Raw genomic sequence first — 13,004 nt, forward strand, 5'->3', positions numbered from 1 at the left:
TGGAAGGTCATGTCGATGTGGAAGCAATTGGTCACGCTGATCCGCGGCACCGCGCATGAGGCCGGGCAGTCGGTGGTGGACGCGCGCGCGCTGACGATCCTCGACCAGCAGATCCGCGATGCCGGGTCGGCGCAGGCCAAGGCGCGCGACGATCTCGCCACCGTCACCGCCAAGCGCCGGCTGATCGAAAAGGATATCGAGCAGCTCGGCGCGCAGCGCGACAAGTACGAGGCGTCGGCGCGCGCGGCGATGGGGCGCGGCGACATGGACCTCGCGCGCGAGGTCGCCGAGCGGCTCGCGACGATCGAGCGCGAACTGAACGCGAAGAATCCGCAGGTCGCCGACATGCGCTCGGCCGAGGACCGGATGCGCGGGATCATCAAGGCCGGCGACGGCAAGATCGAGGCGCTGCGCCGCGAGGTCGACGTCGTGCGCGCCAACGAAAGTGTCCAGCAGGCGCAGGCGCAGATCGCCAGCAACACGCACGGCGCGCAGTCGCAACTGGGCTCGGCCGCCGACAGCCTCGCACGCCTCAAGGAGCGGCAGGCGGTACGCGAGGAGAAGTTCCGCGCCTCGGCCGAGCTGGAGGACATGCGCACCGGCGCCGACCTCGATGCCAAGCTGGAGAAGGCCGGGCTGCTGCCGGGATCGTCGAGCGCCGACGACATCCTCGCCCGTCTGTCCGCCCCGCGCGACGGCGGCGAGGCCCGACGCGAAACCGGGCGCCTCGACGACAAGTCCGGCGGCTGACCCGCGATGGAGCGCATCGTCACCGGCGAGCGCGCCGGGTGGGAGGATACCGCCCGCGCGATGGGCTTCACCTTCCACCACATGGACGGCCAGCGTTATTGGGACGAGCGCGCTTATTATCGCTTCTCGCTCGACGAGGTGGAGGCGCGGATCGAAACGCCGAGCGCCGAACTGCATCAGATGTGTCACCAACTGGTCGCGGAGGTGGTCGAAAGCGACACCCTGATGCACCGGCTGGCGATTCCGGCCGGGATGCGCGACATGGTCGCGGCGTCGTGGCGGGCGAACGCCCCCTCGCTCTACGGCCGCTTCGACTTCGCCTATGATGGCACGGCCCCGGCCAAGCTGCTGGAATACAATGCCGATACGCCGACCAGCATCTACGAGACCGCGCTGTTTCAGTGGCAATGGCTGGAAGATCGCATCGCCGACGGCACCCTGCCGCCCGACGCCGACCAGTACAACCGCCTCCACGACGCCCTCGTCAGCCGCTTCGGCGCGCTGCTAACTCCCGGAAGTACGCTGCATTTTGCCAGCGTCGCGGACCATGAAGAGGACCGCCAGACCGTCCGCTACCTCGAGGATGCCGCGCGACAGGCCGGGCTGGATCCCGCGTTCGTCGCGATCGACCGGATCGGCGTCGACGCCGACGGCCAGTTCGTGGACGAGGAAAGCATTCTGATCGCAGCGCTTTTCAAGCTTTATCCTTGGGAAGACATGCTGCGTGAACCGTATGCCGCGCACCTGCCCGCGACCACTACGATGTTCCTGGAGCCGGCGTGGAAGGCGCTGCTTTCGAACAAGGGCATGCTGCCGCTGCTATGGGATCGCCATCGCGGGCACCCCAATCTCCTCCCCGCCGCCTTCGCCGACGACACCGCCGGCGTCGCCGCGGTCGGTGCGCGCTGGGTCCGCAAGCCGCTGTTTTCCCGGGAAGGCTGGGATATCGAGCTTCACGACGGCACCGCCGACGCGCGCGGCCCGGCCGGCGGCTATGGCGAGGAAGGCCATATCGTCCAGGCGCTCAGCCCGCTCCCGGTGTTCGATGGCCAGCATGCGGTGATCGGCTCGTGGATCGTCGGCGACGAGCCGGTCGCGATGTCGATCCGCGAGGACGACGGCCCGATCACGCGCGACCTCGCCCGCTTCGTACCGCACGCGATCGTCTGACCCTTAGCCGATCGCGCGCTCTCAGCCTTTCGCAGCAACCCCGCGTGTGTCGCTGACTTCCAGCCAATAACCGTCCGGGTCCTGCGTGTAGATCTGCCGCACCCCGTCGAACCGCGTCTGCATCGTCCGCGGCTTCCCGGCCAGGTCGGTCCACGCCCGCTTGTGCGCATCGAGCCACGCGGTCACCGCCGCCAGATCGTCGACATGGATCGCCAGATGCTCGTTGATATTCGACGGCTTGGGCGACGTGCGTCCGTCGAGGATGTGCAGCGCGAAACCATGCCCGAGGTCGAACCAGCGCCGGTTGGTCAGCGGCGTGGTGATCGCACGCAACCCGAACGCCTCACGATAGAAGGTGGCGCTGCGGTCCAGGTCGCTCGCCTGGATCGCGACATGCTCGCCCTGGGCGGCGGCGGCGAGCACGAACAGGGCGGATAACAACGACATCGGCAACGCTCCGGCAGATAAAGCGCTACGCTACCGACATTACGGCGTCGCGCCAGTCCCCACGATGGTCTGTCCTACACCGCAGCACCTGCGGCATTATCACGGGATGATGCCACCGGCCGTCCCATGCGAAAACCGCGCCGGCGTCTCAACATTCGCAACATTCGGCAATGTTCGTTTACAAAACGCGGTCAGGCGGCCGCCCGCAGCGGTTCCGGCGTCGGTGCGTCCGCCTCGACCAGCGCCACGCTGCCGGAGCGCTCCAGCTTGCCCCAGCCGACCTTGGGGCCGGTCGCGGCGACATAGAGTGCCCGCAGCACCACCGCGTAGAGCAACTGACGATATCCGAACCGCTGCATCAACAGTCGCAGCGCCGGGAAGCGCGTCTCGCGCCCGTCGAGCCGATACGCGATCCACCCGCACGCCAGGTCAACCGCCGCGAACGCCGCCCAGAACGTCGCCACCGTCACGGCGTCGCCGCCCGCCGCATCCCAGCCACGGTCATGCACCCGCCACGCCGTGCCCCCGACGCCCAGCAGCAATGCGACGTCGATCAACGGCGCAGCCAGCGTGAAGAGGAACTGGAAGACCAGCGCCTGCGGCAAGCCGATACGGCCCAGCCCGCCGGCGCGTCCCAGCACGCCACGATGCTTCCACAGGCATTGCAGCGTCCCGAACGCCCAGCGGAAGCGCTGCTTGAACAAGGCGCGCACCGTCTCGGGTGCCTCGGTCCATGCGACCGCGTCATTGTCGCACGCCACCCGCCAGCCGGCGCGCTGGACCGCAATCGTCAGATCCTGGTCTTCGGCCAGCGTATCCTCGGGATAGCCGCCGACCGCGTCGAGCGCGACGCGCCGCCACGCCCCCACCGCACCCGGCACCACCGTCACCGCGCCCATCGCCGCCAGCGCGCGCCGCTCCAGGTTCTGTGCGGTCACATATTCCAGCGCCTGCCAGCGCGTGACGACGTTCGTGCGGTTGCCGACCTTGGCGTTGCCCGCCACGGCGCCGATCCGCGGGTCCGCGAACCACCGCGCCAGCTTGGCGATCGTGTCGTCCTCGAACTGCGTGTCGGCATCCAGCGCGATCACCACGTCGCCGCGCGCGTGGCGTAACGCCGTGTTGAGCGCGCGCGCCTTGCCGCCATTCTCCAGCGTCAGCAGCCGCACGCGCGGATCGATCCCGAATGCGCGCGCCACCACCGCGCTGGTGGCGTCGGTCGAGCCGTCGTCGATCACGATCACCTCGACGCGCGGGCCGACACTGGCCAGGATGCGCCGCACCGACGCTTCGATCACCCGCGCCTCGTTGAAGGCGGGGATCAGCACCGAAACGAAGCTCGGCACCAGATGCGGCGCGCCATCGACCACCCCCTCGCGCTTCTTTCGCCACAGCGCCAGCGCCGTCAGCGCCACCGCGCGCGCCATGCCGATCGCGATCACGACCGCGAACAGCGTCGCGCCCGCGTCGCGCAACCACGCAAGGCCATCGAACAGCCCGCGCGTTCCCGCGGCATCCGCGGCCGCGGTGCCCGTGAGTTTCGGCAACACCGCCGCGGGCGCCAGCCGCGCCAACGTCGAGACCGCCACGAAATCATAGCCGCGTGCGCGCAAGCCGCGAATGATCAACGGCAGCGCGGCGATCGTCTGCGTCCGATCGCCGCCCGAATCGTGGAGCAGCACGATCTGCGCAGGCCGCTCGATGGTTCCCGCCGTCACTTGCGCGATCACCCGCCGCGCGATCGTCGCCGCGGGCGGTCCCTGCCAGTCGAGCGGATCGACGTTGAGCCCGACCGTCAGATATCCCAGCCGCGCCGCAACGCGCGTTGCATGCAATTCATCGCGGCGATCCGGATCGGCATCGCCCAGAAACGGCGGACGGAACAGCGTCATGCTGCGCCCGGTATACGCCTCCACCACGCGTTCGGTCGCCTTCAGCTCCAACGCGATCGCCCGCTCCGAACGCCGCGACAGATCGGCATGCGAGGTCGAGTGGTTGCCGAGCTCGCTGCCTTGCGCGACAATCCGCCGCAACAAAGCGCCCTGCCCCAGCGCATTCGCGCCGGTCACGAAGAATGTCGCCGGCGCCTTCTCGCGCGCCAGCACGTCGAGGATTTGCGGAGTCCACGCCGGATCCGGTCCGTCGTCGAAGGTCAACGCCACTTGTCGCCGCTGCGCGCCGGTACGCTCGACGGTGTCGGGTTGAGGTAACTGCACATAACGCGCCGCGCGCACCAGCGGCCCGTCCCAGCGCACCTGCCGCTCGCCCGCGCCCGCCTCGGCGGCGATGCGCATGATCTCGCCACTGCCGCGCACCGCGATACCCACGGGCGCCGGCAATGCTCGCAAATCGGGGTGCGAGGCGCCGGACAGCGCGCGCCACACATGCGGATCCTCGCTGCCCAGCCGCCACAGCGCGACCCCGGCTGCGCCGGTGCGGTGCACCACCGCCATCTCGTTGGCCGCGCTCATCGCATCCAGCAGCCACACCTCGTGATGTCGACCAGCCGCATCGTAGGCGAAGTGGCTGTTGCCGCTGGCTGCATCGAATTCCGGCACGACGCCCGCGCGCGCCGCCAGTGCCCAGCCATCGGCGATGCCGAGCGGAAGAGTGGTGCGGCCGTCCCAGTCATAGGCGTAGCTGCCGATCGCAACGATCGCCTTGTCCGCACCGGCCTGCGCCACGGCGCCCGCGACGACGCGCGCGAACCACGGTTGCGACGCGATGGGCCCCGCCGCGCCGCCCATCCAATGCTCGTCATACGCCATCAACACGACGCGGTCGGCGACTGCTGCATAGGCGCGAAGGTTCCAATCCGGATCGGCGACCGGAGCGGCGAGTGTCACCAGCCAGCCATGCGGCGCGAAACGCTTCCGCAACTCGGACAGGAACGCGCGGTAATCCAGGTGCGCGCTCGCGGGCAGGCTCTCGAGGTCGAGCATCACCCCGGCACCCTGCTCGCGCGTCACCAACGCCACGATCTGCCCGGCCAGCTTCGCACGGGCGGCGCGATCGGCGAGCAACGCGGCAGTGCCCGCACCGTCCCAGCCGCCGTCCGCCGTGGCGTTCTGCACCATCGGCAGCACGCGCGGGCGCTTCGCAGCGCGCGCCAGGACCTGCCGCATGAACGGGTCTTCCTCCGCGACGAAACGATGATCGGCACCGGTGACGGTTGCCAGCCCGGGCACCAGCCACGCCAGTTCGCCGACATGCGCCTCCAGCGAGCGGCGCGACGGCGCATCCCACGGCATGTAGAAGCCCATCGTCCCGCCGCTCAACCGCGCGCCGCTGCGCGCCGGCAACCACGCGCCCGTCTCGATCGCCACGGGGATCGTCGCCACGCGGCCGTGCGGCGCGTCAGCCGCCGCGGCGAAGTGCGGCGCCGTCCCGTGCATCGGGCGCAGGATCGCGGCGGCGAGCAGCGCGGCCAACAGCAGTGGCACCGCCACCGCCGCCCCCAGCGCGAGGCGTACCCAGCGCGCGCGCCGCCCGCTGGCATCGTAGAAAATCGCCACGCCTGTCCGTCCCATCCCGATCGATAGCGTGCCGATACGGGTCGAGGACGAAGAAGCGGTTAACTACACCGCGTTAAGCCGTTGCCTCGCGCAACAGCCAGCTATTATCGCGCGCCATCACCCGTTGTTGTCGCGCCGACATGCCCTTCAATCGCACGGGGTCGAGAAGCACGATCCGCTGGCGGTCGCGCGCGATCAATCCCGAGTCCACCATCTGCCGGAACACCCGGTTCACGTGCACCGCCGTCAGCCCGACGTGGTCGCCGATATGCTCCTGCGTCACCGGCAGGTCGAAGCCTTTGCCCTTCGCAAGCCCCGCCGCGCCCAACCGCTCATCGAGATCGAGCAGCAATGCGGCGACCCGCGCGATCGCCGCGGTGCGCCCGACCGCCGCCAGCCGGTCCATCAACGCCACCCGCTCGCGTTGTGCACTGAGGAACATCGCGGCGGCGAAACGTGGTGACGACGCGAACAGCGCGCCGAACACCGGCAGCGGCACGCGGCTGACCGTCACCGGCGTCAGCGCGGTCAGCGTATCGGCGGCCTGCGCCAGGCACATGCTCGGGCCGCCCAGCAGGTCGCCGGGCAGGTGGAACTTGACAATCTGCCGCTCGCCGCCGGGCAGCAGCACCGACGAGGCCACCCAGCCGGCGAGCAGCAGGTAGACGTGACGCGGCACCTCCCCCTCGCGACGCAGCATCGCGTGGCGCGGCAGTTCGACGGGCGCTTCGCCCATGGCCAGGATCGCCTGGCGGTCGACATCCAGCAGCGGCAGAAATTCCTCGAAACGGTGGAGCGGCAAGCAATCTGGCACAGGAGGGTTCCCGGAAAGCACTGCCTTGCCCCTAACGCGACCTTGCCACCCAAAACGCTGATCCGTTTTAAGGTGATGGCGACTTTCCCACAGGTCGTTGCACACACGGCACTTTTCACACGTGACGCGCCGCCCGGATCGGTTAACGATAGGCGCGAGAAACAGGGGACATCATCACATCGTGACCTATCGCGCCATGACCGCCGTCGCACTCTGCCTGCTCGCCGCGCCGCTGGCGGCGCAGGTGACCCCGCCCGCCGACAAGCCCGTAGAACAGACACAGGCGCCCGAGAACGAGGCGACCGCACCGCTGCCCACGCCGGCCGGCGCGCTACCCCCGCCAGCCCCCGCCGCGGGTGACGCCTCCACTGGTACGAAGGCCGACAAGCCCGCCAAGTGGGACGTCAATGCCCCGCGCGGGCTGCGCACGAAGCAGGTACGCATCTCCACCGAAGAGGGCAGTTGGATGAACGTCGACGTCGCGCCGGACGGGCGCACGATCGCGTTCGACCTGCTCGGCGACATCTACACCATGCCGGTTGCGGGCGGCACGCCGACCCGCATCGCCGAAGGGCTGGCATTCGAGCATCAACCGCGCTTCTCGCCCGACGGTCGCCGTATCGCCTTCACCTCCGATCGCGGCGGGGGCGACAATATCTGGGTGATGAACATCGACGGCAGCGACAAGCGCCAGGTGACGAAGGAAGACTTCCGTCTGCTCAACCAGCCGACGTGGAGCCCGGACGGCCGTTTCATCGCCGCCAAGAAGCATTTCACCACCGGGCGCTCGCTCGGCACCGGTGAAGTGTGGCTCTATCACGTCTCCGGTGGTGGCGGCGTGCAACTGGTCAAGCGCGCCAGCGAAGTGCTCCAGAAGGAACTCGGCGAGCCCACTTACGCGCCCGATGGCAAGGGCATCTACTACACGCGCAACGTCTCCTCGGGGCCGACCTTCGAATATGCGCAGAACTCGCGCACCGACCTGTTCGACATCGAACGCTACGATATCGACACCGGCGAGGTGACGACCGCCGTCAGCGGCGTCGGCGGCTCGGTCCGCCCGACGCCGTCGCGCGATGGCAAGCGGATCGCCTTCGTGCGCCGCGACAACAACATCAGCAAATTGTGGGTGAAGGAGCTCGCGAGCGGTGTCGAGCGCATCGTCTACGGGCCGCTCGACCGCGACGTCCAGGAAACCTGGGCAGTGACCGGCGTCTACCCGAACATGAGCTGGACAGCCGACGACAAGGCGATCGTCTTCTGGTCGGGCGGCAAGCTGCGCCGCATCGGCGCGGACGGCTCGGGTGCGGCAGTGATCCCGTTCCGCGTCGACGACACGCGCGTGATCGCCGAGGCCGTGCACCCGCAAGTCGAGATCGCCCCCGACCGCTTCATGACCAGGGCGACGCGCTGGGCAACCGTCTCCCCCGACGGCAAGCAGGTGGTATTCGAGACGCTCGGCAAATTGTGGGTCAAGCCGCTCGCCGGCGGCGCGCCGAAGCGGCTGACACGCGGGGCCGACGAACTGGAACTATGGCCGAGCTGGTCGCGCGACGGGCGCACGATCGTCTTCACCGGGTGGACCGACGCCGGGCTCGGGCAGATCCGCACCGTCGCCGCGACCGGCGGCGCAGCGAAGTCGATCACGACGATCGCCGGCCATTACCGCCGCGCGCGCTTCTCGCCGGACGGCAAGACGATCGTCTTCGAACAGGGTGAAGGCGGGGAGCTCACCGCCCCGCGCGGCAATGCCGATACCGGCATCTATCGCGTCCCGACGACCGGCGGCGCGCCGGTACGCATCACCAAGGACGGTGCCGAGCCGCAGTTCGGTGCCGGCAGCGACCGCGTGTTCCTGATCGCCAACGAAGGCGATAAGCGCCAGCTGGTCAGCATCGACCTGTCGGGAGAGAACCGCCGCGTTCATGCCGCAGGCGAGCTGGTCAACGACTATCAGGTGTCGCCCGCCGGCGATTACGTCGCCTTCCGCCAGAATTACGAGGCGTTCGTCATGCCGCTGATGCCCGGCAAGCAGGCCGTGGAGGTCGACACCAAGTCCGGCGCGCTGCCGGTGACGCGCGTCAGTGCCGATGGCGCGGACTTCATCAACTGGTCCGACGGGGGCAAGCGCATCCACTGGAGCGCCGGCCCGACGCTCTATAGCGCCGATACCGTTGCGCTCTTCCGTCAGGCACCCGCCGGTGAAGACGCGCCCAAGTTCGTTGCCCCGCGCACCGGCGTGTCGCTGTCGATGGACGTTGCCGCCGCCAAGCCGACGCGCACCGTCGCGCTCACCGGGGCGCGCGTCGTCACCATGGCCGGCGCGGACGGCGGCGTGATCGACGACGCCACCGTACTGATCCGCGGCGACCGGATCGTTGCGGTCGGCCCGCGTGCGTCTGTGCCAGTGCCTGCTGGCGCCACCAGCGTCGATGTCACGGGCAAGACGATCATCCCCGGCCTGGTCGACGCGCACGCGCACGGCCCGCAGGGCGACGACGAACTGGTGCCGCAGCAGAACTGGTCCGCGATGGCCAACCTCGCGCTTGGCACCACCACCATCCATGATCCGTCGTCGCGGTCGGCGGAGATTTTCCCGGCCGCGGAGATGCAGCAGGCCGGCATGGTGCTCGCGCCGCGCACCTTCTCGGTCGGCGAGATCATCTATGGCGCGAAAAGCCCCGACGTTTATGCGCAGATCGACAGCTATGACGACGCACTGTCGATCGTCCGACGCCTGAAGGCGCAGGGCGCGCACAGCGTCAAGAACTACAACCAGCCACGCCGCGAGCAGCGCCAGATGGTCGTCGCCGCTGCGCAGGCGGAGGGGATGGAGGTCGTGCCGGAGGGCGGCTCGCTCTTCACGCTCGACATGTCGCTGGTGCAGGACGGCAATTCCACCGTCGAGCACAACGTGCCGCTTGAGCATTTCTATAACGACGTGGTCAGCCTCTGGTCGCAGACCACCGTCGGCTACACGCCGACGCTCGTCGTGGCATACGGCGGCCCGGCGGGCGACCCGTACTGGCGCGCGCATACCGACGTGTGGCGCCACCCGCTGCTCGGACGCCACGCGCCGCCCGCACTGCTCGCCGCACAGAACGCCCGCCGCACGATCGCGCCCGAGGAGGACTATGTCGACGGCGCCACCGCGCGAGAGGCCAGGAAGCTCGCCGCCAAGGGCGTGAACGTCGCGATCGGCGCGCATGGCCAACAATCCGGGCTTGGCGCGCATTGGGAGTTATGGAGCTTCGTGCGCGGTGGGATGACGCCGCTTGAGGCGTTGCGCGCCGGCACGATCGCCGCGGCGACGTCGCTCGGCTATGCCAAGGACGTCGGCTCGCTCGAAGTCGGCAAGCTCGCCGACCTCGTCGTGCTGAACGCCGATCCGACCGCGGACATCCGCAACAGCGACAAGGTCGCCCAGGTGATGCTCGGCGGGCGGCTCTACGACGCCGCCACGCTCAACGAAGTCGCGACCGGCACCCGCAAGCGATTGCCGTACTGGTGGGAAAATGGCGCCGGCGGCGGCGCGGATACGGGCGCCAAGCTGACCATCGGCCACGGCCACGGCAATGGCGATCTCGACTGACAGCCACTGCCGGCCACGCTGCCCCAGACAAAGGGCCGCGGCCGGCGGGTCACCGCGAGAGTGCCGGGTTAACGCGGCACGCTCGCGATCGTCGCAGGCGGCGGTGCGTGGCGGGGACGATGTTCGTGGTCTCGACCGACGCCGACCCGCCGTGCACGCTCGGCAGCCTTCCGCTCAGCATGTATGCGAAGGATGTACATGACGGTTGTGAGGGACGGGAGCACCGTCCATCTTCCGGCGGCGTCCTTCCGGTGCGTTACCGCGCCCCGCCGCGCCGCATCGGCATCGCGTCGATTGTGCCTTCGAGGGTTTCGGCCGTAATGGGTTGCCGTTTGTGCAGCTTGATGCCGCCGTCCTTGCCGATCAGTGCGATCGAGAAGTCGCCGGCCGGCATCCTGTAGCGCTTACGGAGCGCTGCAGCGTCGTCCGAAGCGCCCGTAACAGAGCCGCTTACTATCTCGACCACCACAAGGTCGCGATCCTCCGCTTCGGCCTTCCACCGCTTCATGATCCGGCGCTGTTCGTTAAGGCGCGAGTCGCGCGCGTCGGGTGCGCTAACCAGCAAGATGCGCTTTTCCCATCGCATCACGGCCATGCTGGACGGCGGAACCGCCATCAGCACTGCGGACAGCAACAGGTTCAAGGTACTCATGCACCGACAACGCACCACGGCAGATGACGTGCCGCAATCACGTTAACCTGACGGAATTCCGTGAGAATTCGTCCGTCAGTATCAGGACGACAGGCCGCTCAGGGCCGTCGTCCGGAATAGATCACTTGGAGGCGAACTCTCCAGCAACCGCGCCATGATGCTCCTTGGCGTGCGTGCGGGCCGCATTCGCGCTCTTGAAGGTCTCGGGCTGCAGCGTGGAGGTCACGATCGGATAGCTCTGCGAGTTGTAGCGCACCTCGCGAACGGTGAGGCGGAAATCGCCTTCCTCGTCCTTGGCGATCAGGAAGGGGCGCGGGATGATCCTCGACATGACGTGTCGCTCCGATGTTCCGGGGGTCCCAGCATGGTGGAAGCGCCGCGGGATAGATATCGAAAGCCGGCCGGGCGATCCTGTCGCCCGGCCGGCCATCAATCAGGCAGCCTGCAGATTGACCGCGGAGGTCTTGCCACGGCGGTCCGTCTCGAGCTCATAGGACACGCGCTGGTCCTTGTTGAGCGTCTGCATGCCCGCGCGCTCGACAGCGGAGATGTGGACGAATGCGTCACCGCCGCCGGTCTCCGGCGCGATGAAGCCATAGCCCTTGTCGAGATTGAAGAATTTTACGGTTCCGGTAGTCATATGGGTTTCCTGTCCCAAGCAGTGACGGGCATGCGCCAAGTGCGGCACATCCCGGCTTCGGTGAGGCTAGAAAAGGACAAGGAGGCGACTAAGTCAGCTCAGATATCCGTCGCATGCGACGTCAGCGATTTCGGTATAGCAGATAGATTTTAAATTGGAAGGGTCGTCTTACACCGATCACACGCAACGCGGCTACCTGCGGCACCATGCACCCGTGCTTGCCGCCGACATTCGGCTCGTTACCGCTGTATTTGCGGCGGCATCGCCGGTGGCTGATCTCCTGCTCCGCTGGCGAATCGAATATTCTCCGCCTCGCGCCTTATGGCGCGCCATCGGCGAGAGAGATTTCGCAACGGGCCGCCGCGCTACGCGATCCCGCGTCCAACACCTCCATCACGGCGAACGCCTGCTGCGGCGTCACCGGGTTAGGCCCCGTCCCGTGAATCGCGGCGACCAGCGCCGACCAGAACAAGCGATAGTCACCCGCGCGATTCGGCAGCGGCGCTCCGCCGGGATCCTGATCCGTCGTGAGCCGTCCCGGCTGCGGGTCCTCGCCCCAGCCGGCCCCGCCGGGTACCTGCCCGGCGATCGTCGCCGCCTCCTGCGGGTCGATGCCGTGCTTGGTCCAGGTGCCGCGCGTGCCGTGAACGGTGAAGCGCAGCCCGTGGTCGGCGGCGAGCTTGCTGGAGTGCAGCGTCACCCGCTTGTCCGCGTAACGCAGGGTGGCGTGGAAGTAATCGGGCGCCGGCGCTCCGGCACGCAGCGTGGCGATGTCGGCGCTGACCGCCAGCGGACGACCAAAGAGCAGCAATGCCTGATCGACCAGATGCGGGCCAAGATCGAACCACGAGCCGCCCGGACGCGCCTCCTTCCATGTCGCCGCGGGAACGGGCCGCCAGCGATCGAAACGGCTTTCGTATGTCACCACCTCCCCCAGGCGACCGTCGGCAAGCAGCGCTCGAAGTGTCCGGAAGTCCGCATCCCAGCGGCGGTTGTGGAACACGGTAAGCAGGCGTCCGGCGCGTTCGCTTGCGTCGATCATCGCGCGCGCATCCGCCAGCGAGGTCGCGAACGGCTTGTCGACGAGCACGTGCTTGCCCGCCGCGAGCGCCGCGAGCGCGTGTTCGGCGTGGAGCGCGTCGGGGCTGGAGACGATCACCAGCTCGATCGCGCGATCGTCGAGCAGCGCCTCCACGGTGGGAACGACTCGCACGCAGGGAAGATCGGCGTGGACCTTGGCTGGATCGCGCGAGACGATGCCCCGCAACGACAGCCCCGGGGTAACCCCGACAAAGGGTGCATGGAAGGCGCGCCCGCCAAGGCCGTAGCCGATCAGGCCGACGCCGATCGTCCCGATCATCGCGGCCGTCGTTCCGCCATCGATCGCGACGATGGGCGCGCAGGGGAGCCAAGATCAAGCCGCG

The 13,004-nt window shown here is 68.5% G+C and carries 10 protein-coding genes; 3 read left to right on the forward strand and 7 right to left on the reverse strand.

The annotated features are described in order from the left end of the window. The first annotated feature begins 9 nt into the window (after nt 1-9). Together SPHPHY_RS0116715 and SPHPHY_RS0116720 are read left to right on the forward strand one after the other, a co-directional pair. Nucleotides 10-750, forward strand: a complete 741-nt coding sequence (locus SPHPHY_RS0116715) for a PspA/IM30 family protein (RefSeq protein WP_022687835.1) — start codon at nt 10-12, stop codon at nt 748-750. A gap of 6 nt (nt 751-756) precedes the next feature. Then, the gene (locus SPHPHY_RS0116720) at nt 757-1,920 is read left to right on the forward strand and encodes a glutathionylspermidine synthase family protein (protein WP_022687836.1); all 1,164 of its coding nucleotides are present in this window, start codon (nt 757-759) and stop codon (nt 1,918-1,920) included. A gap of 21 nt (nt 1,921-1,941) precedes the next feature. Here SPHPHY_RS0116720 and SPHPHY_RS0116725 read toward each other — a convergent pair whose 3' ends face one another. From SPHPHY_RS0116725 to SPHPHY_RS0116735, 3 genes are all read right to left on the reverse strand, one after another. Next, on the reverse strand, nt 1,942-2,367 hold the full coding sequence (locus SPHPHY_RS0116725) for a VOC family protein (RefSeq protein ID WP_022687837.1): 426 nt from the start codon (nt 2,365-2,367) through the stop codon (nt 1,942-1,944). 191 nt (nt 2,368-2,558) lie between these two features. Further along, the gene (locus SPHPHY_RS0116730) at nt 2,559-5,897 is read right to left on the reverse strand and encodes a glycosyltransferase (RefSeq protein ID WP_028057045.1); all 3,339 of its coding nucleotides are present in this window, start codon (nt 5,895-5,897) and stop codon (nt 2,559-2,561) included. Between the two features lie 58 nt (nt 5,898-5,955). Beyond that, the gene (locus SPHPHY_RS0116735; RefSeq protein ID WP_028057046.1) at nt 5,956-6,696 is read right to left on the reverse strand and encodes a Crp/Fnr family transcriptional regulator; all 741 of its coding nucleotides are present in this window, start codon (nt 6,694-6,696) and stop codon (nt 5,956-5,958) included. A 181-nt stretch (nt 6,697-6,877) separates the two neighbouring features. Here SPHPHY_RS0116735 and SPHPHY_RS0116740 point away from each other — a divergent pair, with 181 nt between their 5' ends. Then, complete coding sequence (locus SPHPHY_RS0116740) at nt 6,878-10,288, forward strand: amidohydrolase family protein (RefSeq protein ID WP_028057047.1); 3,411 nt, start codon at nt 6,878-6,880, stop codon at nt 10,286-10,288. A gap of 256 nt (nt 10,289-10,544) precedes the next feature. On the opposite strand, the gene SPHPHY_RS0116745 is transcribed toward SPHPHY_RS0116740, so the two are convergent. The 4 genes from SPHPHY_RS0116745 to SPHPHY_RS0116765 all read right to left on the reverse strand — a co-directional run bounded on the left by SPHPHY_RS0116745 (nt 10,545) and on the right by SPHPHY_RS0116765 (nt 12,940). Then, a complete protein-coding gene (locus SPHPHY_RS0116745) occupies nt 10,545-10,931 on the reverse strand; it encodes a DUF4174 domain-containing protein (RefSeq protein WP_231370444.1) in 387 nt (128 codons plus the stop codon). Between the two features lie 130 nt (nt 10,932-11,061). Next, on the reverse strand, nt 11,062-11,271 hold the full coding sequence (locus tag SPHPHY_RS0116750; RefSeq protein WP_022687842.1) for a hypothetical protein: 210 nt from the start codon (nt 11,269-11,271) through the stop codon (nt 11,062-11,064). A 102-nt stretch (nt 11,272-11,373) separates the two neighbouring features. Continuing rightward, nucleotides 11,374-11,580, reverse strand: coding sequence for a cold-shock protein (locus SPHPHY_RS0116755; RefSeq protein ID WP_022687843.1), 207 nt, complete (start codon nt 11,578-11,580; stop codon nt 11,374-11,376). Nucleotides 11,581-11,899: 319 nt separating this feature from the next. Next, nucleotides 11,900-12,940 carry an oxidoreductase gene (locus SPHPHY_RS0116765; protein WP_022687845.1) on the reverse strand — a complete coding sequence of 347 codons (1,041 nt, stop codon included), beginning with the start codon at nt 12,938-12,940 and terminating at the stop codon, nt 11,900-11,902. Between the last annotated feature and the right edge of the window lie 64 nt (nt 12,941-13,004).

The sequence above is a fragment of the Sphingomonas phyllosphaerae 5.2 genome, assembly GCF_000419605.1.
In the GTDB taxonomy this organism is placed as follows: Bacteria; Pseudomonadota; Alphaproteobacteria; order Sphingomonadales; family Sphingomonadaceae; genus Sphingomonas; species Sphingomonas phyllosphaerae_B.

Excerpts from the sequence above, each read along its gene's own strand:
- SPHPHY_RS0116750 (WP_022687842.1), bottom strand. The coding sequence starts at position 11,271 with ATGTCGAGGATCATCCCGCGCCCCTTCCTGATCGCCAAGGACGAGGAA.
- SPHPHY_RS0116755 (WP_022687843.1), bottom strand. The coding sequence starts at position 11,580 with ATGACTACCGGAACCGTAAAATTCTTCAATCTCGACAAGGGCTATGGC.
- SPHPHY_RS0116725 (WP_022687837.1), bottom strand. The coding sequence starts at position 2,367 with ATGTCGTTGTTATCCGCCCTGTTCGTGCTCGCCGCCGCCGCCCAGGGC.
- SPHPHY_RS0116715 (WP_022687835.1), top strand. The coding sequence starts at position 10 with ATGTCGATGTGGAAGCAATTGGTCACGCTGATCCGCGGCACCGCGCAT.
- SPHPHY_RS0116720 (WP_022687836.1), top strand. The coding sequence starts at position 757 with ATGGAGCGCATCGTCACCGGCGAGCGCGCCGGGTGGGAGGATACCGCC.
- SPHPHY_RS0116730 (WP_028057045.1), bottom strand. The coding sequence starts at position 5,897 with ATGGGACGGACAGGCGTGGCGATTTTCTACGATGCCAGCGGGCGGCGC.
- SPHPHY_RS0116765 (WP_022687845.1), bottom strand. The coding sequence starts at position 12,940 with ATGATCGGGACGATCGGCGTCGGCCTGATCGGCTACGGCCTTGGCGGG.